This is a genomic window from Sphaerisporangium cinnabarinum (genome assembly GCF_055567015.1).
In genome coordinates, this window is sequence record NZ_JBVHRG010000013.1 from 33,415 (window position 1) to 52,346 (window position 18,932).

At 74.5% G+C, this 18,932-nt stretch carries 21 protein-coding genes and 1 pseudogene; 14 read left to right on the forward strand and 8 right to left on the reverse strand.

Annotated elements, in window-relative coordinates:
• Positions 1 to 80: 80 nt before the first annotated feature.
• Complete coding sequence (locus ACZ4MO_RS17600; protein WP_175009912.1) at positions 81 to 1,457, reverse strand: 8-oxoguanine deaminase; 1,377 nt, start codon at positions 1,455 to 1,457, stop codon at positions 81 to 83.
• Positions 1,458 to 1,690: 233 nt separating this feature from the next.
• Between ACZ4MO_RS17600 and ACZ4MO_RS17605 the strand changes: the two genes are divergently transcribed.
• Entirely contained in the window at positions 1,691 to 2,932 is a 1,242-nt protein-coding gene (locus ACZ4MO_RS17605; RefSeq protein ID WP_222592431.1) for a cation:proton antiporter, read from the forward strand.
• Between the two features lie 60 nt (positions 2,933 to 2,992).
• Here ACZ4MO_RS17605 and ACZ4MO_RS17610 read toward each other — a convergent pair whose 3' ends face one another.
• A complete protein-coding gene (locus tag ACZ4MO_RS17610) occupies positions 2,993 to 4,309 on the reverse strand; it encodes a family 16 glycosylhydrolase (RefSeq protein ID WP_175009911.1) in 1,317 nt (438 codons plus the stop codon).
• 238 nt (positions 4,310 to 4,547) lie between these two features.
• Complete coding sequence (locus tag ACZ4MO_RS17615; RefSeq protein WP_175009910.1) at positions 4,548 to 5,117, reverse strand: TetR family transcriptional regulator; 570 nt, start codon at positions 5,115 to 5,117, stop codon at positions 4,548 to 4,550.
• Positions 5,118 to 5,227: 110 nt separating this feature from the next.
• On the opposite strand from ACZ4MO_RS17615, the gene ACZ4MO_RS17620 reads away from it, so the two are divergent.
• Positions 5,228 to 6,070, forward strand: a complete 843-nt coding sequence (locus tag ACZ4MO_RS17620; protein WP_043654451.1) for an alpha/beta fold hydrolase — start codon at positions 5,228 to 5,230, stop codon at positions 6,068 to 6,070.
• A 72-nt stretch (positions 6,071 to 6,142) separates the two neighbouring features.
• Here ACZ4MO_RS17620 and ACZ4MO_RS17625 read toward each other — a convergent pair whose 3' ends face one another.
• Complete coding sequence (locus ACZ4MO_RS17625) at positions 6,143 to 7,414, reverse strand: NYN domain-containing protein (RefSeq protein ID WP_175009909.1); 1,272 nt, start codon at positions 7,412 to 7,414, stop codon at positions 6,143 to 6,145.
• Between the two features lie 140 nt (positions 7,415 to 7,554).
• Here ACZ4MO_RS17625 and ACZ4MO_RS17630 point away from each other — a divergent pair, with 140 nt between their 5' ends.
• The 5 genes and pseudogenes from ACZ4MO_RS17630 (at position 7,555) to ACZ4MO_RS17650 (ending at position 10,918) form a co-directional block, all read left to right on the forward strand.
• Positions 7,555 to 8,376 carry an alpha/beta fold hydrolase gene (locus ACZ4MO_RS17630; protein WP_186810500.1) on the forward strand — a complete coding sequence of 274 codons (822 nt, stop codon included), beginning with the start codon at positions 7,555 to 7,557 and terminating at the stop codon, positions 8,374 to 8,376.
• 39 nt (positions 8,377 to 8,415) lie between these two features.
• Positions 8,416 to 8,958: pseudogene (locus ACZ4MO_RS17635) on the forward strand (MFS transporter); the annotation flags it as partial.
• A 182-nt stretch (positions 8,959 to 9,140) separates the two neighbouring features.
• The gene (locus ACZ4MO_RS17640) at positions 9,141 to 9,728 is read left to right on the forward strand and encodes an MFS transporter (protein WP_499279301.1); all 588 of its coding nucleotides are present in this window, start codon (positions 9,141 to 9,143) and stop codon (positions 9,726 to 9,728) included.
• A complete protein-coding gene (locus ACZ4MO_RS17645) occupies positions 9,725 to 10,312 on the forward strand; it encodes a DapH/DapD/GlmU-related protein (RefSeq protein ID WP_175009906.1) in 588 nt (195 codons plus the stop codon). Before ACZ4MO_RS17640 ends, ACZ4MO_RS17645 begins: the two co-directional genes overlap by 4 nt.
• A gap of 3 nt (positions 10,313 to 10,315) precedes the next feature.
• Positions 10,316 to 10,918 carry a TetR/AcrR family transcriptional regulator gene (locus ACZ4MO_RS17650; RefSeq protein WP_255437371.1) on the forward strand — a complete coding sequence of 201 codons (603 nt, stop codon included), beginning with the start codon at positions 10,316 to 10,318 and terminating at the stop codon, positions 10,916 to 10,918.
• On the opposite strand, the gene ACZ4MO_RS17655 is transcribed toward ACZ4MO_RS17650, so the two are convergent.
• Complete coding sequence (locus ACZ4MO_RS17655; protein WP_175009905.1) at positions 10,878 to 11,459, reverse strand: GNAT family N-acetyltransferase; 582 nt, start codon at positions 11,457 to 11,459, stop codon at positions 10,878 to 10,880. The genes ACZ4MO_RS17650 and ACZ4MO_RS17655 overlap by 41 nt on opposite strands.
• A gap of 169 nt (positions 11,460 to 11,628) precedes the next feature.
• Here ACZ4MO_RS17655 and ACZ4MO_RS17660 point away from each other — a divergent pair, with 169 nt between their 5' ends.
• The 6 genes from ACZ4MO_RS17660 (at position 11,629) to ACZ4MO_RS17685 (ending at position 15,826) form a co-directional block, all read left to right on the forward strand.
• Positions 11,629 to 13,926 (forward strand): carbon starvation CstA family protein, encoded by a 2,298-nt coding sequence (locus ACZ4MO_RS17660; RefSeq protein ID WP_175009904.1) that lies wholly within the window; start codon positions 11,629 to 11,631, stop codon positions 13,924 to 13,926.
• Positions 13,923 to 14,189: a YbdD/YjiX family protein gene (locus ACZ4MO_RS17665; protein WP_342779613.1), complete on the forward strand. Its 267-nt coding sequence runs from the start codon at positions 13,923 to 13,925 to the stop codon at positions 14,187 to 14,189. Before ACZ4MO_RS17660 ends, ACZ4MO_RS17665 begins: the two co-directional genes overlap by 4 nt.
• 18 nt (positions 14,190 to 14,207) lie before the next feature.
• On the forward strand, positions 14,208 to 14,669 hold the full coding sequence (locus ACZ4MO_RS17670) for a hypothetical protein (RefSeq protein ID WP_175009903.1): 462 nt from the start codon (positions 14,208 to 14,210) through the stop codon (positions 14,667 to 14,669).
• 5 nt (positions 14,670 to 14,674) lie between these two features.
• Positions 14,675 to 15,193: a hypothetical protein gene (locus tag ACZ4MO_RS17675; protein WP_175009902.1), complete on the forward strand. Its 519-nt coding sequence runs from the start codon at positions 14,675 to 14,677 to the stop codon at positions 15,191 to 15,193.
• 85 nt (positions 15,194 to 15,278) lie between these two features.
• A complete protein-coding gene (locus ACZ4MO_RS17680; RefSeq protein ID WP_034653834.1) occupies positions 15,279 to 15,551 on the forward strand; it encodes a type II toxin-antitoxin system Phd/YefM family antitoxin in 273 nt (90 codons plus the stop codon).
• Positions 15,548 to 15,826, forward strand: a complete 279-nt coding sequence (locus tag ACZ4MO_RS17685; RefSeq protein ID WP_034653831.1) for a type II toxin-antitoxin system RelE family toxin — start codon at positions 15,548 to 15,550, stop codon at positions 15,824 to 15,826. Before ACZ4MO_RS17680 ends, ACZ4MO_RS17685 begins: the two co-directional genes overlap by 4 nt.
• 22 nt (positions 15,827 to 15,848) lie before the next feature.
• On the opposite strand, the gene ACZ4MO_RS17690 is transcribed toward ACZ4MO_RS17685, so the two are convergent.
• The gene (locus ACZ4MO_RS17690) at positions 15,849 to 16,328 is read right to left on the reverse strand and encodes an META domain-containing protein (RefSeq protein WP_175009901.1); all 480 of its coding nucleotides are present in this window, start codon (positions 16,326 to 16,328) and stop codon (positions 15,849 to 15,851) included.
• Between the two features lie 94 nt (positions 16,329 to 16,422).
• Here ACZ4MO_RS17690 and ACZ4MO_RS17695 point away from each other — a divergent pair, with 94 nt between their 5' ends.
• On the forward strand, positions 16,423 to 17,043 hold the full coding sequence (locus ACZ4MO_RS17695; protein ID WP_137281297.1) for a hypothetical protein: 621 nt from the start codon (positions 16,423 to 16,425) through the stop codon (positions 17,041 to 17,043).
• On the opposite strand, the gene ACZ4MO_RS17700 is transcribed toward ACZ4MO_RS17695, so the two are convergent.
• Positions 17,033 to 17,947 (reverse strand): siderophore-interacting protein, encoded by a 915-nt coding sequence (locus ACZ4MO_RS17700; RefSeq protein ID WP_175009900.1) that lies wholly within the window; start codon positions 17,945 to 17,947, stop codon positions 17,033 to 17,035. The genes ACZ4MO_RS17695 and ACZ4MO_RS17700 overlap by 11 nt on opposite strands.
• Positions 17,934 to 18,899, reverse strand: coding sequence for an ABC transporter substrate-binding protein (locus ACZ4MO_RS17705; protein WP_255437370.1), 966 nt, complete (start codon positions 18,897 to 18,899; stop codon positions 17,934 to 17,936). The genes ACZ4MO_RS17700 and ACZ4MO_RS17705 overlap by 14 nt, the downstream gene beginning before the upstream one ends.
• Between the last annotated feature and the right edge of the window lie 33 nt (positions 18,900 to 18,932).

The following is an 18,932-nucleotide window of genomic DNA, read 5'->3' on the forward strand; positions in this document are numbered from 1 at the left end:
ACTACTTCCACTATTCGAACGCCAAGTGTGACCTGTGTCAAGTCCCCGACGACAACTCGTCCGCGGCCGGCGGGGCCGGCTCAGCCCGCGACGAGGCGGCGCGCCGCCGCCGAGTGCTCCGCCGCCAGGGCACCGAGGTCGAGCCCGGGGATCGTGCCGTCGACGACGCGCCACGCGCCGCCCACCATGACCCGGTCCGCGCGGTCGGCGCCGCACAGCAGGAGCGCGGCGACCGGGTCGTGGGCGCCGGAGAAGCGCAGCTCGTCGAGCCGCCACAGCGCCAGGTCGGCCTGCTTGCCGACCGCGAGGACGCCGACGTCGTCCCTGCCCAGCACGCGCGCCGACCCGCGCGTGCCCCAGCCGAGCGCGCGCGTCACGGGGATGTCCGCGCCGTACCTGAGACGTTGCAGATAGAGCGCCTGGCGCGCCTCCAGGATCATCGTCGAGGCGTCGTTCGACGCGGAGCCGTCGACCCCGAGCCCGACGGGCGCGCCCGCGTCCTCCAGCTCCACGGCCCGGGCGATGCCGGACGCGAGGCGCATGTTCGACGTCGGGCAGTGCGCGACGCCGGTCCCCGCCGCCCCGAGGCGGCGCACCTCGTCGTCGTCGAGGTGGATGCCGTGACCGAGCCAGGCGCGGTCCGTGAGCCAGCCGACGGACTCGAGGTAGTCGACCGTGCGCATCCCGAAGCGCTCGCGGCAGAAGTCCTCCTCGTCGACGGTCTCGGCGAGGTGCGTGTGCAGGCGGACGTCGAGCTCCTCCGCGAGCGCCGCGCTCTCGCGCATCGCGTCGGTGGTCACGGAGAACGGCGAGCAGGGCGCGAGCGCGATCTGCACCTGCGCCCCGGCGCCGCGCTCGTGGTAGGTCTCCACGAGCCGCCGCGAGTCCGCGAGGATCGTGTCGAGGTCCTGCACGACCGACTGCGGCGGCAGGCCGCCGTCGTCCTCACCGAGCGTCATGGACCCGCGCGTGAGCGTGGCGCGCATCCCGAGCCGTCGGACCGCCGCGACCTGGAGGTCGATCGCGTCGTCGAGACCGGCCGGGAAGACGTAGTGGTGGTCGGCCGCCGTCGTGCAGCCGGAGAGCAGCAGCTCGGCGAGCGCGACGGTCGTCGCGAGCTCGTGGTCGCGCGGGGTGAGCCGCGCCCAGACCGGGTAGAGGCGCTGCAGCCAGGGGAAGAGCGGGGCGTCGGCGACCGGCCCCCAGGCCCGCGTGAGCGTCTGGTAGAAGTGGTGGTGCGTGTTGATCAGACCCGGCGTGAGCACGTGCTGCGACGCGTCGAACGTCTCGTCGACGGGAGCGGACGGCTGCGCGCCGGCCGCGACGAGCTCGACGATCACCCCGCCCTCGACGACGAGGCCGCCGCGCGCGTCCGGGGCGCCCAGGGAGTCGTCGGCGGTGAACACGCCGAGCGGGTCGCGGACCCACGTCCTGGTCGCTGCGTCGGTGCTGGTCATGGTGCCTCCTGGTGGCTCGTCGCTCACCGGGGCGCGGCTCCGGCGCCACGGTGCGCCGGCTCAGTGATCCTGTCTGCCGATCCAGGTGCCGCGCGTCACGCGGCCCGGCCGACGCTAGGCCGGGCCGCGACCGTCGTCAAGGGCGTGCCCCGCCCGTCGGGGCTTCCCGCGCGCGACCTCAGCCGCTGCGCCATCCTGGTGCTCGCCGCCGCCGCCGAACCCGGGAGCCGACCGTGAACGTCTACGCCCCGCTCGTGCCGGTGTTCGTCGTCGCGCTGCTGGCACCGCTGCTCACGGGCCTCATGCCCGTGCGGTCGCGCGTGCCGCAGGTCGTCGTGCTGCTGCTGGGCGGCATCCTCGTCGGGCCCGCCGCTCTCGATCTCGCGGCGCCCGACGACGTCACGCTCCTCTCGGACCTCGGCATGGGCTTCCTCTTCCTGCTGGCCGGGTACGAGCTCGAGCCGAGCCTCCTGCGCGAGCGCGTCGGGCGGCGGGCCGGAGCCGCGTGGCTGACGTCGCTCGTGGTCGGGGCGGTGCTCGTCCTCGTGGTCGTGCGTCACGACTCGCCGCACGCCGTCGCGGCCGGGGCGATCGCGCTCACGACGACGGCGCTCGGCGTGGTGCTCCCGATCCTGCGCGACGGCGGTCAGCTCGGCTCGCGGCTCGGCCGCGCCGTGCTCGTGGTCGGGGCGGTGGGCGAGCTCGGCCCGATCGTCGCCATGGCCGTGCTGCTCGGGACGCGCGAGAGCGGGGTCGCGGCGATCCTGCTCGTCCTGTTCGCGGTCGTCGCGGTCGCGCTGTCCGCGCTGCCGGGCCGGCTGGGGCGCCTCAAGGCCCTCGGCGGCGACCGCCTCTTCAGCGCGGCGGAGCACGGGACCGGCCAGAGCACGCTGCGCCTCACGGTGCTGCTGCTCGTCGTGCTGCTCGCGCTCGCCGCGGGGCTCGGGTTCGACGCGGTGCTGGGCGCGTTCGTCGGCGGCATGGTGCTGCGGCGCTGGGCGCCCGGCGACATCGAGGCGCTGGAGAAGAAGCTCGACGCGGTCGCGTGGGGCGTGTTCGTGCCGGTGTTCTTCGTGAGCTCCGGCATGGGCCTGGACATCGACTCCATCGTCGCGTCCCCGCTGCTGCCGCTGACGTTCTTCGCGCTCATGGTGGTCGTGCGGGGCGGGCCGGTGCTCCTGTGGTTCCGGCGCGAGCTGCCGTCGGACGAGCGGGTCCAGACGGCGCTCTACGCGGCGACCGCGCTGCCGCTGCTCGTCGCGCTCACCGAGATCGCCGTCGAGCAGGGCGCCATGACGTCCCAGGTCGGGGCGGCGCTCGTCGGCGCGGGCGTGCTGTCGGTGATCGTGCTGCCGATGGTCGCGAGCCGGCTCGGGCCGCGCGAGCCGGGCGGCCTCCCGCCCGGACCGGGCGAGCAGGGCGAGCCGGGCCCGCGCCTCGACCCGCCCGACGACGCGGCGACCGCGCGCGGGTGACGCACCCCGGGGTGCCCCGCCCGCGCGGCCGGTCGCCGCGGTCGCCGGATCAGCCGGCTGTCACAGCGTCCACTGCTGGGCCGCGGTGCCGTTGCACGTCCAGGTCTGGAGCCGCTGGCCGTCGTGCAGGGGCGCGCCGCCCGTGGCGTCGAGGCAGAGCCCGGACTGCGGGTTGCGCAGCGCCTTGCTCCCCGCGTCGTACGCCCACTTCTGCGCGCCCGTCCCGTTGCACGTCCAGACCTGCACGGCGGCGCCGCGCGTCGTCGAGCCGTCGCGCACGTCGAGGCACTTGCCGAGCGCACGGACGGTCCCGTCGGAGCCGCGCGTCCAGGTCTGTGCGGCGTTGCCGCTGCACGTGACGATCTGCACCTGGTTGCCGTCGGTCGGGTCCGCCCACGGGACGTCGACGCACATGCCGTTCGCGGCGCGCACCGGGCCGGTGCCCGTCGGCAGGCCGGTCCCGGGGTTCCCGGGGTTCCCCGGGTTCGACGAGCCCGAGCCGTTGTCGTAGACGCGCACGTAGTCGACCTTCATCTGCTGCGGGAGCTGGGTCGTGCCGTCGGGGTAGCCGGGCCACTGCCCGCCGACCGCGACGTTGAGGATGAGGAAGAACGGCTGGTCGAACACCCAGGCGTTCGCGCCGACGCTCGCGCGCGTCACCCGGTGGAACTGCTGGCCGTCGACGAACCACGTGATCTCCCCCGGCTTCCAGTCGACCGCGAACGTGTGGAACGTGTCCGCGAACGACCAGCCCTGCGGGTGCTGGTACATGCCCGTGATGCCGGAGCCGCCGGAGTACCCCGGGCCGTGCACCGTGCCGTGCACGCGGTGCGGCTCGAAGCCGACGTTCTCCATGATGTCGATCTCGCCCGACGACGGCCACGGCGTGCCGGGGAAGCTCCCGCCGAGCATCCAGAACGCCGGCCAGATCCCCTGGCCGCGCGGGATCTGGATCCGCGCCTCGATGCGCCCGTACTGCGGCTGGTACTTCCCCTGGGTCGTCATGCGCGCCGACGTGTACGACCCGTCGCCCTCCCGGCGCGCGGTGATGACGAGGTTGCCCTGGCCGTCGAGCGCGGAGTTGGCGCGCGAGGCCGTGTAGTTCTGGAGCTCGGCGTTGCCCCACCCGTGCGCACCGGTCTCGTGGTTCCAGACGGCGGGGTTCGGCGCGGAGCCCGCCGCGCCGTCGAACTCGTCGGACCACAGGAGGTCGCCAGGCGCCGCGGCGGCCGACGTCGCGGGCACGGTGACGGCGAGCGCCGCCGCGGCAGCCGTGAGCGCCGCGACGAGCGCGCCCGCGAGGCGCCGCCGGGCGCGTGGTCGGCGCCCGGCCGGGGTGCGGGGCGGGGTCAGGGAGCGGTGACGTGCGAGGTCCATCGTTCCTCCAGGTCCGGCGGCGGTGCCGCCTGCGTCTCGCCACGGTGCGGGACATGCTCTCGGCGCGACTCTGCACCGGGCGGGGGCCGTTCCTCGGCCCTCCGTCCGCGACCCTACGGTGGCGAGAACACGCCGAGCAAGCGCTCTCTCGGCGTGTCGTGGGACCGCTCCCATCTTCTCTCCCCCCGACCTCGCGCACGGGGCCCGGCGCCCGCCGCCGGTGGAGGCGCGCGGGGCGTCAGGCGGTCGCGGGGACCGCCGCGTCGAGGATCGCCTCGGCCGCCCGGCGCGCCTGGCGCGCGACGTCGAGGTCCTGCGTGATGGCCGCCGTCGTCTGCGCCCCCTCGGCGAGCAGCACGACCTGGAGCGCGACGTCGTCGGGCAGGCCCGCCTCGCGCACGACGTCGCGCGCGTACTGCTGGAACGACTCCTTGTGCTCGCGCACCGCGGCGGCGACCCCGGGCGACGTCGCACCGAGCTCGCCGAACGAGTTGATGAACGCGCAGCCGCGGAAGCCGTCCTCGCGGAACCACGCGTCGAGGAAGTCGAACACGGCGAGCAGCCGCTCCCGCGGCGTGGCGGCTCCGGCGGCAGCCTGGGCGATCCCGTCGTCCCACCGGCGGGTGCGCTGGCGCAGGACGGCCACGACGAGCTCGTCCTTGGACGGGAAGAGCGAGTAGATGCGCTTGAGCGACACCCCGGCCTCGGTACGGACGGCGTCCATACCGACGGCCTGCACGCCCTGGGCGTAGAACAGCCGGTCGGCCGCGGCCACCACGGCCGCGCGGGCGCTCGCGTCGTCGAGCATCGCTCATCTCCTGTTCACGTCGTACCGCTTGCGCGGAGAACCATCGTTCTCTAGTGTAGCGACCAACGGGAGAACGACCGTTCTCCCGTCCTCGCGAAAGGGGCACGACCATGGGGTACATCACCGTCGGGCAGGAGAACTCCACCGACATCGAGCTCTACTACGAGGACCAGGGCGCCGGGCAGCCGGTCGTCCTCATCCACGGCTACCCCCTCGACGGCCACAGCTGGGAGCTGCAGAAGCGCGAGCTGCTCGATGCCGGCCACCGCGTCATCACGTACGACCGCCGCGGGTTCGGCGCGTCGAGCAAGGTCGGCAGCGGCTACGACTACGACACGTTCGCGGCCGACCTCGACACCGTCCTGGAGACCCTCGACCTGCGCGACGTGATCCTCGTCGGCTTCTCCATGGGCACCGGCGAGCTCGCCCGCTACGTGAAGAACCACGGCCACGAGCGCGTCGCCAAGCTCGCGTTCCTCGCCTCGCTCGAGCCCTTCCTCGTCCAGCGCGACGACAACCCGGAGGGCGTCCCGCAGTCCGTGTTCGACGGCATCGTCGAGGCCGCGCGCTCCGACCGCTACGCCTGGTACACGCAGTTCTACAAGGACTTCTACAACCTCGACGAGAACCTCGGGACCCGCATCAGCGAGGACGCCGTGCACGCGAGCTGGATCACCGCGATCGGCTCCGCGCCCGTCGCCGCGTACGCGGTCGTGCCGACCTGGATCGAGGACTTCCGGGCCGACGTCGAGGCCGTCCGCGCCGCCGGCAAGCCGACCCTGATCCTGCACGGCACGAAGGACAACATCCTGCCGATCGACGCGACCGGGCGCCGTTTCCGCCAGCTCGTGCCGGACGCCGAGTACGTCGAGGTCGAGGGCGCCCCCCACGGCCTGCTCGTCACGCACGCGGCCGAGGTCAACGAGGCGCTGCTCGCCTTCGTCGGCCGCTGACCGCAGCGCCGGACAGCAGGTCCGGGCGCCGGGGTGATCCCCGGCGCCCGGCACCCCGGCCGGACGGGAGCCTCAGGCGACCGTCACGCGGTAGTCGTCGGCGTCGTCGTCCCACGCGAGGTCGACGGCGCCGGCGGCCTGCGCCGCCTTGCAGAACTGCAGGAACCCGCGGTACCCGAGCGCCTTCTCGCTGAAGTCGGGGCGCTTCTTGCGGATCGCGTTCTTCAGCCCGGACAGGACCGTCGAGCCGCCCTCCTCGCGGACCACGTCGCGCACCAGCGCGAACGCCTGGTCCGTGTCGCCCTGCGCGGGCAGCGACACCTCCGGGTCGCCCGTCGCGGGGCCGGGCGCGAGCTCGATGAAGCTCCGGTCGGCGAGGAACCGCAGGAACTCGCCGAAGTTGCGGAACCCGTAGTCCGCCTCGCTGAACGTCGGGTCCTTGCGCAGCAGCGTGCGCTTGAGCACCGACGCCGTGACCGGGCCGCTCGTGGACGCCTCGAGGTCGGCCAGCGTCTGCGCGACGCGCACCTCCATCGGCAGGTCCTCGCCCGACGGCGCCTCGTCGTCGGCCTCGGCGGTCGTCGCGACGAGCGCGGGCTCGTCGGCCGGCTGCTCGACGGGCGTCGTCTCGCCGTCGACCTCGGCGTTCTCCGTCACGACGGGCTCGCCCCGCCGCGACGAGCGCCCGACGGCCTCGCCCAGCTCCGCGAGCGCCGCCGCCGCGGGCGTCTCGACCTCCGGCTCGGCGATCTCGGTCGCCTTGCGGCGCCCGGACGTGCGGCCGCCGGTGCGCTTCGCCTTCGCGCCGCCCGACGTCGCCCCGGCGCGCGCGCCGCGGACCGAGCGGGGCTCCGGCTCGTCGGGCACGTCGACGCCCTCGAGCCGGTCGTAGAAGAGGAACTCGTCGCACGCGGGCGGCAGGAGGCGTGACGTCGACTTCTCGACGCCCACGCCGATCACGCGCTTGTTCAGCTCGCGCAGCTTGTGGACGAGCGGGGAGAAGTCGCTGTCCCCCGTGCACATGACGAACGTCGAGATGTAGTCGCGCTCGAACGCCATCTCGATCGCGTCGACGACCATCTTGATGTCGGCGGCGTTCTTGCGGGACGCCCCCATGCGCTGGGGCATCTCGATGAGCTCGACCTGGTGCCGCGTGAGCGAGCGACGGTCCTCGTCGAAGTACGACCAGTCCGCGTACGCCCGCCGCACGACGACGCGCCCGCGCACGGCGAGCGCGTCGGCGATCGGGCCGAAGTCGAACGTCATGCCGCCCAGGTGCTCGCGCGCGCCGAGCGCGAGGTTCTCGTAGTCGATGAAGACGGCCAGGCGTTCCTCGGTGTCCATGCTCGCCAGCCTAGGCGCAGACCACGACGCCGCGCCGCCGCACCCGGGCGGTGTCGCCCCGGTCGATGAGTCCCGGGTCCCGCGCCGGTCCTCCTCGGTGGCGGCCGGACGTCGGCCGCCGCCGAGCCGAGGGAGCAGCCATGACCGACCGCCTCACGACGAGCCGCGTGACCACCGCGCGGGGGGACGCCGTCACCTACGACCTGCGCGGCGAGGGCCCGGGTCTCGTGTTCGTCGCGGGTGCGGGACCGTTCCGCGCGATCGACCCGATCACCACCGAGACCGCGGAACGCGTGTCCCGGCAGGGCGTGACGACGGTCGTCCACGACCGCCTCGGACGCGGCGACAGCCCGGCCGACGGCGTGCTCGACCTCGAGCGCGAGCTGGCCGCCCTCGCGGCGGTGATCGCCGTCGCCGACCGCGGCACGGGCCGCGGGGCGGTGCTGTGCGGGCACTCGTCCGGCTGCACGATCGCGCTCGCGGCGGCGCGCGTCGGACTGCCCGTGACCGGCCTGGTGCTGTGGGAGGCGCCGCTGGGCGACGACGCGGCGGCGACGAAGGAGTGGATCGACGAGTTCGAGCGGCGGCTCGACGCCGAGGACTACGTCGGCGCGACCGAGCAGTACATGAAGGACATGCCGCCGGAGTGGCTCGAGGGCATGCGCCGCTCCCCCGACTTCGCGGAGCTCGCGCGGGGCTCGCGCAGCCAGCGCGCCGACGGCGAGTCCCTCGTCCGCGCGTCGGCCGCGCTCGAGGACGGGACGCTCGCGAGCGTGGGCGTCCCGGTGCTCGCGACGTACGGGACGTCGACGTTCCCCGAGATGCCGCTCTCCGCACGGAAGATCGTGGACGCGGTGCCGCACGGCGAGGTCCGCGAGGTCGCCGGCGCGTTCCACTCCTGGGAGCCCGTGGCGATGGCGGACGTGCTGGCGCGCTTCGTCCGAGACGCCGTCGGCCGGTAGATATGTACGACCGTACACACGGTGTGTACGATCGTCCGCATGTCCTCCCCCACCCTCGCGCGCCCGGCGCCGGACGTCCGGCGCGCGCGGGTCGCCGTCGCCGCGCTGTTCCTCACGAACGGCGCGCTGTTCGCGAACCTCGTGCCGCGCTACCCCGAGATCAAGGCCGGGCTCGACCTGGGCAACGCGACGTACGGGCTCGCCGTCGCGGCGTTCCCCGCGGGAGCCATCACCGCCGGGCTCGCGGCCGCGGCGCTCGTCCGCCGGTTCGGCTCGGCGCGCGTCGCGGTCGCGGGCACCGTGCTCACCGCGGCCGGGCTGCTGCTCGCGGGCCTGGCGCCCGCCCTGCCGCTGCTCGTCGTCGCGCTGTTCGCGGCGGGAGCGATGGACGCGTTCACGGACGTCGCGCAGAACGCGCACGGGCTGCGCGTCCAGCGCCGCTACGGCCGTTCGATCATCAACGGCTTCCACGCGCTGTGGTCGGTCGGCGCCGTCGTCGGCGGGGGCATGGCGGCCGCCGCCATCGCGCTCGGCCTGCCCCTCGGCGTCCACCTCGCGATCACGGGCGCCCTCTTCGCGGTGGTCGCGCTCGTCGCGCTGCGCTGGTGCCTGCCCGGGCTCGACGGCGAGGCGCCCGACGCCGTCCCGGCCGAGGCCGAGGCGGGTGCGGCGGCCGGCGCCCCGGCGAGCGCGGAGCCCGCAGGGCCGGAGCGGCCCTCGCGCGCGCGTCCCGGGGCCGCACGGCCGCCGTCCTCGCCGCGCTCGTGCTCGTCGCCGTCGCGGGCACCCTCGTCGAGGACGCGGGCAGCACGTGGGCCGCGGTCTACCTGTCCGGGTCGCTCGGCGCCCCCGCGACGATCGCTGCCGCCGGCTTCGTCGCGCTCGTCGGCGCCCAGTTCGTCGGGCGCCTCGTCGGGGACCGCCTCGTGGACCGCTTCGGCCAGCGCGCCGTCGCGCGGACCGGGGGTGCGCTCGTCGCGCTCGGTACGGGCCTCGCGCTCGCGATCCCCTCCGTGCCCGGCACCATCGCCGGGTTCGCCGCCGCCGGGTTCGGCGTCGCGACCCTCGTCCCGGCCGCGATGCAGCAGGCGGACGAGCTCCCCGGGCTGCGCGCCGGCACCGGCCTCACGCTCGTCTCGTGGCTCATGCGGCTCGGCTTCCTCCTGTCGCCGCCGATCGTCGGGCTCGTCGCCGACGCCACGAGCCTGCGGACCGGCCTGCTCGTGCTCCCGCTCGCGGGCGTCGTCGTCGTGCTGCTCGCCGGCGTCCTCGCCCCACGCCGCACCACCACTCCGTCCCACCACCCCGTCCCGCACGACCGCACCCCCGAGACCCAGGAGACCCGCGCATGACCACCGACTACTTCGCCGGCGACGACCGCACCAGCTACGAGCGCATGGCCGCGGGCGACCTGTACGTCGCCGACGACCCGGAGATCGCGCGCGGCGTCCACCGCGGCCTGCGCCTCGTCGACGCCTACCACCGGGCGGTGCTCGACGGCGACGACGACGGCGCCCGCGAGATCCTCACCGACCTGCTCGGCTCGCTCGGCGATGGCGCGTCGGTGAAGCCCCCGCTCGCGGTCGACTTCGGCAGCAACGTGCACCTCGGCGACCGGACCTTCGTCAACTCCGGGCTCACCGCGCTCGACGTCGCGGCGATCACCGTCGGCGACGACTGCCTCATCGGCCCCAACGTCCAGCTCCTCACCCCCACGCACCCCGTCGACCCCCAGCCGCGGCGCGACAAGCTCGAGGCCGCCGAGCCCATCACGCTCGGCGACAACGTGTGGCTCGGCGGCGGCGTCATCGTGTGCCCGGGCGTGACGATCGGCGACAACACCGTCGTGGGTGCGGGCTCCGTCGTCACGCGCGACCTGCCCGCGAACGTCGTGGCCGTCGGCAACCCGGCGCGCGTGATCCGCGAGAACATCTGAGCCGTGACCGAGACCCCCGTGCCTCCCGGCCCGACGGGCCGCGCGCGCCGCCACGACCCGGAGCGCCGCGACCGCATCATCGACGCGTGCCTCGACGTGATCGCGGAGCACGGGGTCGAAGGGACCTCGCACCGGCGCGTCGCGGCGGCGGCCGACGTCCCGCTGGGCTCCATGACGTACCACTTCGCCGGGAGGGACGACCTGCTGCGCGAGGCGTTCGACCGCTTCACGCACGAGGCCGCCGCTCAGTTCGAGCGCCGCATGGGTGACGCGCGCACGCCCGAGGAGGCCGTCCAGGCCGTCACGACCCTCATCACGCACGACGTCTTCGCGACGCAGCGCGACCTCGTCCTGTCGCACGAGCTCTACACGCTGGCGGCGCGGGACCCGGCCTACCGGACGCTCACCAACGACTGGATGCGCCGCAGCCGCGCCGCGCTGGGCCGCCACTTCGACCCCGCGACGTGCCGCGTGCTCGACGCGTTCATCGAGGGCATGACGATCCACCGCGCCCTCGACACCGAGCCGCACGACGACGTCGACGTCCTCGGCGCGGTCCGCCGCCTCACGCAGGTCGGGCCGCCCGCGCCCCCTCCGTCGCGGTGACGTCGAACAGCTCGCACGTCACGCCGTAGTACGCGTCCGTCCTGCCGCGGGGGGTCATGCCGATCCGCCGGCAGACCGCCTGGGACGCCGCGTTGTCGGGGTGCGTCACCGCGACGACCCGGTCGAGACCCCGCGCGAACGCGTGCGCGAGGACGGCCGAGGCCGCCTCCGACGCGTACCCGCGGCCCCACGCGTCGGGGTGGAAGTGCCACCCGATCTCCGTGTCGCCGGAGGGCTGCAACGGGTCCCCCGTGCCCGACGCCGGGATCGACTTGAGCAGGATCGTCCCCACCGGCACGCCGTCGGGCAGACCGGCGCCGTCGTCCTCGCGCGGGACGACCGCCCAGACGCCGTACGTGCCGTCGTCGACCTCGGCCCACGCGGCGACCCGCGCGAGCGCCTCGTCCCGGCGCTCCAGGACGCGCGGCGTCGTCCCGACGTACCGCATCACGTCCCAGCGGGAGTAGATGTCGAGGACGGCGTCGGCGTCGTCGGGCTGCCAGGGGCGGAGGGTCAGTCGGGGCGTCGTCAGCGTCTGCACCGCCCCAGGCTACGAGCCGCGCGCAACCTTCTTCCTGCGCCGCTCGTCGCACACCGACCACCGTTCGTCGCACACCTCGACCGCCTGCCGTCGTGACGTGGATCACGGTCCGCCGCGGTTCCTAGCCTTCCGTGGTCGGACCGCAACGACGCGACCCTGGAGAGGCTCGATGACGACAGACACCCGCGCGGCGCGGAACGCCGCGGACGACGACCCGGAGATCGTGCCGGACCCGTCCCTGCCCCCCACCGCGGTGCCCGAGGAGCTTCCCGGAGCACAGGCGCGCACCCGCTGGACGCCGCAGAAGATCGCCCTCTGGGCCGCGATCTCGCTGCTCGGCGGCATCGCGTGGGTCATGCTCGCGGTCGTCCGCGGCGAGACCGTGAACGCGATCTGGTTCGTGTTCGCCGCCGTGTGCACGTACCTCATCGGGTACCGCTTCTACTCCAAGGTCATCGAGCGCTACATCACGCGCCCCGACGACCGCCGCGCCACGCCCGCCGAGGCGCGCGAGGACGGCAAGGACTACGTCCCGACCGACCGGCACGTGCTGTTCGGCCACCACTTCGCCGCGATCGCCGGGGCGGGCCCGCTCGTCGGCCCGGTGCTCGCCGCCCAGATGGGCTACCTGCCCGGCACGATCTGGATCATCGTCGGCGTCGTGCTCGCCGGCGCGGTGCAGGACTACCTCGTCCTGTTCTTCTCCATGCGCCGCGGCGGGCGGACCATCGGCCAGATGGCGCGCCAGGAGCTCGGCCGCGTGGGCGGCACCGCCGCGATCGTCGCGTCGCTGCTCATCATGATCATCATCGTCGCGATCCTCGCGCTCGTGGTCGTCAACGCGCTCGGCGAGAGCCCGTGGGGCGTGTTCTCCGTGTCGATGACGATCCCCATCGCGCTGTTCATGGGCGTGTACCTGCGGTACGTCCGGCCCGGGAAGATCACCGAGGTCTCGGTCATCGGCTTCGTCCTGCTGCTCGCCGCGATCGTCGGCGGCGGCTGGATCGCGGACACCGCCTGGGGCGCCGAGCTCTTCCACCTCGACCGCACGACCATCGCGGTCGGCGTCATCGTGTACGGCTTCGTCGCCGCCGTCCTGCCCGTGTGGCTCCTGCTCGCGCCCCGCGACTACCTCTCGACGTTCATGAAGGTCGGCGTCATCGTCGTCCTCGCGGTCGCGGTGATCGTCGTGCGGCCCGAGATCACGGTGCCCGCGATCAGCGAGTTCGCGAGCGGCGAGACGGGCCCGGTCGTGTCCGGGGCGTTGTTCCCGTTCCTCTTCGTCACCATCGCGTGCGGCGCGCTGTCCGGCTTCCACGCGCTCATCGCGTCGGGCACGACGCCGAAGCTCGTCGAGAAGGAGCGCCAGACGCGCTTCATCGGCTACGGCGGCATGCTCATGGAGTCGTTCGTCGCGATCATGGCGCTCGTCGCCGCGATCTCCATCGACCGCGGCATCTACTTCGCGATGAACTCGTCCGCCGCCGCCACGGGCGGCACGGTCGAGGGCGCGGTCGCGTTCGTCAACGGGCTCGGCCTCATGGGCGTCCACCTCACGCCGGACATGCTCACGTCCACCGCGGAGGCCGTCGGCGAGCCGTCGATCGTGTCCCGGACGGGCGGCGCCCCGACGCTCGCGCTCGGCCTCGCGCACATCATGCAGCAGCTCGTGGGCGGCACCGCGATGATGGGCTTCTGGTACCACTTCGCCATCATGTTCGAGGCGCTGTTCATCCTCACCGCCGTCGACGCCGGCACGCGCGTCGCGCGCTTCATGCTCCAGGACACGCTCGGCAACGTGTCGCCGAGGTTCCGCGACGTGACGTGGCGGCCGGGCGTGTGGTTGTGCACCGCGATCATGGTCGCCGGGTGGGGCAGCATCCTCTACCTCGGCGTCACCGACCCGCTCGGCGGGATCAACACGTTCTTCCCGCTGTTCGGCATCGCGAACCAGCTCCTCGCGGCCATCGCGCTCGCCGTCGTGCTGGCGATCGTCGCCAAGCGCGGGCGCAGCTACCAGCGCTGGCTGTGGATCGTCGCGGCGCCGCTCGCGTTCACCGCGGTCATCACCATCTGGGCGTCGATCGAGAAGATCTTCTCCCCCGTCCCCGCGGTCGGGTACTGGGCCAACCACAACGCGTTCAAGGACGCGCTCGCCGCCGGCGAGACGTCGTTCGGCACCGCCGGCTCGGTCGAGGCCATGGAGGCGGTCGTCCGCAACACGTTCGTCCAGGGCACGCTCTCGATCGTGTTCGTCGTCCTCGCGATCGTCGTCATCGTCGCCTCGGTCCTCGTGACCGCGAAGGCGCTGCGCGACGGCGGCGGTGCCAACCACGAGGACCCGCCCGTCGCGTCCCGCCGGTTCGCCCCGGCCGACCTGTTCGCGACGAAGGCCGAGAAGGCGATCCAGAAGGAGTGGGCGGCGCTGCCGCCCGAGAAGCGCCCTGCCGCGACGGGGCACCGGTGACGGTGCGGCAGGGGACGCAGGGTCCCGCCACGACGGTCCGCGCGACCGTCGTGGCGGGGCTCCGCTCCGCCGGGGCCCGCGTGCACGACGGCGCGGCCCGCGTCCGCTGGTACGTGCGGCAGGTGATGGGCGACGACGCGTACGCGACCTACGTCGCGCACCAGCGCGCGGTGCACCCGGGCGGCGTCGTCATGACCGAGCGCGAGTTCTGGCGCATGCGGCACGCCGAGCAGGACGCCAACCCGGGGTCGCGCTGCTGCTGACGGCCTAGGCTCGGCGCCGTGCTCCGCGTCCCCGTCGACCTGCTCCTGCCGCGGGTCTCGACCACCGACGTCCGGCAGCGCGCCGCGGAGCTCCCCCGGCGCGGGCAGGAGGTCCGGGTCCGCGTGCGCGACGACGTGCTCGTCGCGCGCCGCTGGGCCCCCGGCACGCACGCGAGCGGGCACAGCGTGCTGCGCGCCCGTCTCACCGAGGAGCCCGACGGCGTCCGCGTGCGCGGGACGGTCGCCCCGAGCGGGCTGGACCTCGTGCTGGTGGCGATCTGGCTCGCCGCGGCCGCCGGGATCGCGACGCTCGGCGCCGTCTACCAGAACGGGGTCGCGTGGCTCGTCGCGCTCCTCCCGCTCGCGTTCGGCGCGGTCTTCGCCGCCTGGCTGCCCGGGGCCGCCCGGTCCGGTCACGACGTCCTGCTGCGGGCGCTCGCCGACCTCGGCGAGGGGCCCGACCCCCACGGGCTACGGTGACGGGCGTGGCCCGCCCTCCCGTCCGCATCACGTCCGACCCGCCGCGGGGGACCTTCTCCGCGTGCACCCTCGTGCTCGCCACCGACCCCGAGACGGCGGCCGGGTGGGCCGCCGCCGCGTTCGGCGCGCTGCGCTGGAAGCGCCGGGCGTCCGACGTCGCGCACCGCGAGGGCGCGTCGCTGTGGGAGGTCGGCGGCGCGGCCCGCGCGTTCTTCCTCGACGACCTCGACGTGCTCCGCCTCGTCACCCCGCGTGCGGCGGCGTTCTTCTCCCACGGGCGGGCCGTCGCGACGGTCCAGCCCGACGCCGCCGCGCACCGCACCGTCGTCACGCTCTCCCTCGTCGAGGGCCAGCTCTCGTGCCGCGAGAGCTTCGGCGCCGTCGCGCGGCACCTGCACGAGGCCGCGGTCCGCGCCGGGGCGCTCCCGCCCGACGACGTCCCGGTGTGGACGAGCGCCTACGACCTGCCGGCCGGCACCCCCGGCGACCCGCGGTCGCGCAAGCGCCTCTTCCGCGGCTCCTGAGCACCCGTACCGACCAGATGGACACCGAGAAGGCGCCTCATCTTCAGACTAGAATTCGAGTCTGAATAGAGACTAGAATCATGGGGTGCAGACCTATCCCATGAGCGAAGCGAAGACCAACCTGTCCGCCCTGGTCGACGAGGTGGAGAGCACCCACCAACCGGTGACGATCACCCGTCACGGGAAGGCAGCGGCGGTGCTGATCGCGCCGGAAGACCTGGCGACGCTCATGGAGACGCTGGCATGGCTGTCCGACCCTGACCACGCGGCCGAGATGGCCGAGGCCGAGGAGGCGGTGGCGCAGGGCCGCACCCTGAGCCTCGCTGAGGTGCGCGAGCAGCTGGCCTCGCGACGGTGACCGACGTCGACGGTGGGTGGGAGGTGCGCCTGAGCCCACCGGCCGCGCGCATGCTCTACCAGCTCCCACCACGCCTGGCCGACGCCGTGATCCGCTTCTGCGACGAACCACTCGCGTCGAACCCCTACCGGGTGACGAAAGCGCTCGGGGCCGAGCTCGCCGGCCAGCGCGCCGGGTACGTCGGGATCGGGTTCCGCGTCCTGGTCCGCATCGACGACGACCAGCGACTGGTCACCGTGATGCGGATGGCCTACCGCGCCGACGCCTACCGGTAGCCCAGGACGGGCGGCACGAGAGTCAGCCCCGTTCCAGCCGCGCGAGCTCGACGCCGTCGTGGTCGACGAGCACGAGCACGTCACCGTCGAGCCCGGCGCGGGAGGAGAGGGCCAGGAGGTACGGCACCGGCTCGCCCTCGCAGCCGATCTCGGTGTGCCCGCCCGAGGTGACGACCAGGCGCCCCTCGGCGCCGACGCGCCAGGTGCCGTCCGCGACGTTGCACCCGTCGGTCCCGGTCCACGTGCCTTCCTCCGCGAGCACGACGTGCGGGTCCGTCGCGTAGTCGGTCTCGGGCTGCCAGCGGCCGACCAGGGCCCCCGCGGTGGCGGGCACTGCGCCGTCGGGCAGAGGGACGGGCTCGGCGGCCGTCGTGTGCACGGGCCCGGACGCCTCCCCGGGGCGGGCGGGCGCGTCGGCGCCCGGCCCGGCGCACGAGGCGAGGAGCGCCACGGCGAGCACCGGGAGGGCCGTCGTCCTGCACGGGGGACGTCGTCGGGTCATGTCTCGATCGTGTCGCCCGGCGGTCGAACCTTGCAGCGACCGTCCGGGCGGGCCGCCCGGCGCGGGGGTGGGGTGCCGTGGGACGATGCCGCCCGTGACGGAGCTGACCCTGGACGACGACGCCAAGCGCCGTGTGCTGCGCGCCAACCTCACGTACGTCGCGATCCTCGTGCCGATCCTCGGGCTGACGGCGGTCTCCCTGGGGATCAGCACGCGCAACGTCGCCCTCGCGGTCGGGTACGCGTGCGTCGTGCTCGCGATGATCCCGCTGACGTACGTGCTCGCGCGCCACTTCACCGACCGCTCCCGCGTCACGTTCGGCGACGGGTCCGTGACGGTCCAGGGGTGGGGCCGGCCGCGGCGGTTCACGGTCGCCGAGATCGAGCGCGTCGTCACGGTCGACAGCATGGGGTTCGGGGGCACGACGCCGACGCACCACCTCATCGTCGTGGGGCCGACGAAGCGCCTGGCCCTGCTCGTCGGGCAGATGTGGGACCGCGACCAGCTCTCGGCCCTCGCGCTCGACCTCGCGCACCGCGGCGTCCCGCTCAACCCGATCCACCAGCCGATCACGCCCGTGCAGCTGCGGGCGATGGACCCCCGGCTCGTGCCGTGGCGTCAGGCGCACCCGGTCGCGCTGGGCCTGTTCGTCGGGCTCGGGGTGCTGCTGTTCTTCCTGGTCGCGTTCGTCGTCATGGTCGCGCTCATCGTCTGACCGCCGCGTCCGGCCGAGCGCGGTCGTGCCAGTAGCCCTGCGCGTGCACGCGCGACCGCGCCACGCCCGCCGCCACGAGCTCGGCCCGCACGCGCGCGACCGTGGCGCTCTCCGTCGCGCACCACGCGTAGAACCCGTCGCCCGCAGAGGCCGCGGACCGGCCGCGCTCCGCGACCCAGTCGCGGACGGCGCCCAGCACCGCCCGCTCGGCGCCGCGGCGTCGCGCGCGGGGCACGTGCTCGACGCGCACGGTGGCGGGCACGTCCCCGAGCGGGGCGTCCGCGGGGTCGTCGGCCTCGACGAGCACGTGCGCCCGGACGTCGGGGCCGAGGCTCGCGAGGATCCCGCGCACCGCGGGCGCGGAGGTCTCGTCGGCGACGAGGAGCACGTGCCCGACGGCGGGGCCCGGATCCCACTGCGTGCCGTGGTCGGTCACGCCGAACCGCGCGTGCGGCGCGGACAGCAGGACGCGGTCCCCGCCCGCCGCCCGCCGCGCCCAGGCGCTCGCCGGGCCCGCGGGCTCGTGCAGGTACAGGTCGAGGTCGACCTCGGCGGCCTCCGGACGCACGGCCACGGGCGTGTACGAGCGCATGACGGGGCGCACGTCGTCGTCGAGCGCGGACCACTCGCGGCGCCACGTGCTCTCGTCCGCGAGGCGCGCCCGGCGCGCGAGGCGGTCCGCTCCCGGCCCCGGGAGCAGGATCTTCACGCGCTGGTCGAGCCCGACGTCGGCGCACCCGGCCAGGTCCCGCCCGGCGAGCGTCACGCGCACGAGGCGCGGGCCGACCTCGTGCACGCGGGCGACCGTCGTCGGGAAGAGCACGTTGGGCGACCGGTGGAACCGGCACCCGGCCGGGCCCCCGGCCGTCGCCGGGGGCGCGGCCGCCCCGTCAGGAGCCGGCACGGTCCTGCAGGAAGCGCTCGACGTCGTCGAGCACGGCCTGCCCGCCGAGCGGCCCCACGCCGCTGATCCAGTACGACTGGTCCACGACGCGCACGTCGGGGAACGACGCGGCGTTGAGCGGGATCTCCGCGGGGATCGCGGACGCGTCGTCGGGGTCGGCGGCCGAGACGAGCACGAGGTCGGCGGCGGCCTCGGTCACGCGCTCCGGGGACAGGTCGACGGAGATGTCCTCGCCCCACTCCTGCGCCGGCGTCGTGAACCCGACGCACTCGAGCGTGCTGCCCGCGAACGACCGCGGCCCGTACGCGGACACGATGCCGTCGCGCGGGCGCAGGAGCTGCGCCGTCCCGGAGACGTCGTGGTCCTCCTGGAGCTGGGCGCACCGCGCGTCGTAGGCGTCGAGCAGGGCCTGGGCGTCCGCCTCGCGGCCGAGCGCGCGGCCGACGAGCAGCACGTTCTCCTGCCACGGGTCGGTCTGGGTCGCCATGAAGACGGTCGGCGCGACGCTCGCGAGCTGGTCGTACAGGTCGGAGTGGCGCGACTCCGTGCCGAGGATGAGGTCCGGCTCGAGCGCCGCGATGGCCTCGAGGTTCGGCTCGGGGACGGTCCCGACGACCTCGATCGCCTGCGCCTCCTCGCCGAGGTACGCGGGCACGCCCGCCTCGACGCTCAGCACGGCGGCACCCACGGGGACGACGCCGAGCGCGACGGCGGTGTCCGTCTCGACGGGCTCGAGCGTCACGACGCGCTGCGGCGCCGCGTCGAGCTCGACGGTCCCCCGCGCGTGCTCGACGGCGTACCCCGCCGCGGTGTCGGCCGGCGCCGGCGCACCGGTCGCCGCGGGCTCGGGGTCGGACGAGCACGCCGTGAGGAGGGTAGCGGCGAGCACGAGGGCGGTGGTGGTGACGCTGCGGCGCACGCGCGGGCTCGACGTGGTCCGGGAGATCGGCACAGGAGGTTCCTTCGTTGTGGGATAGGACTGCCT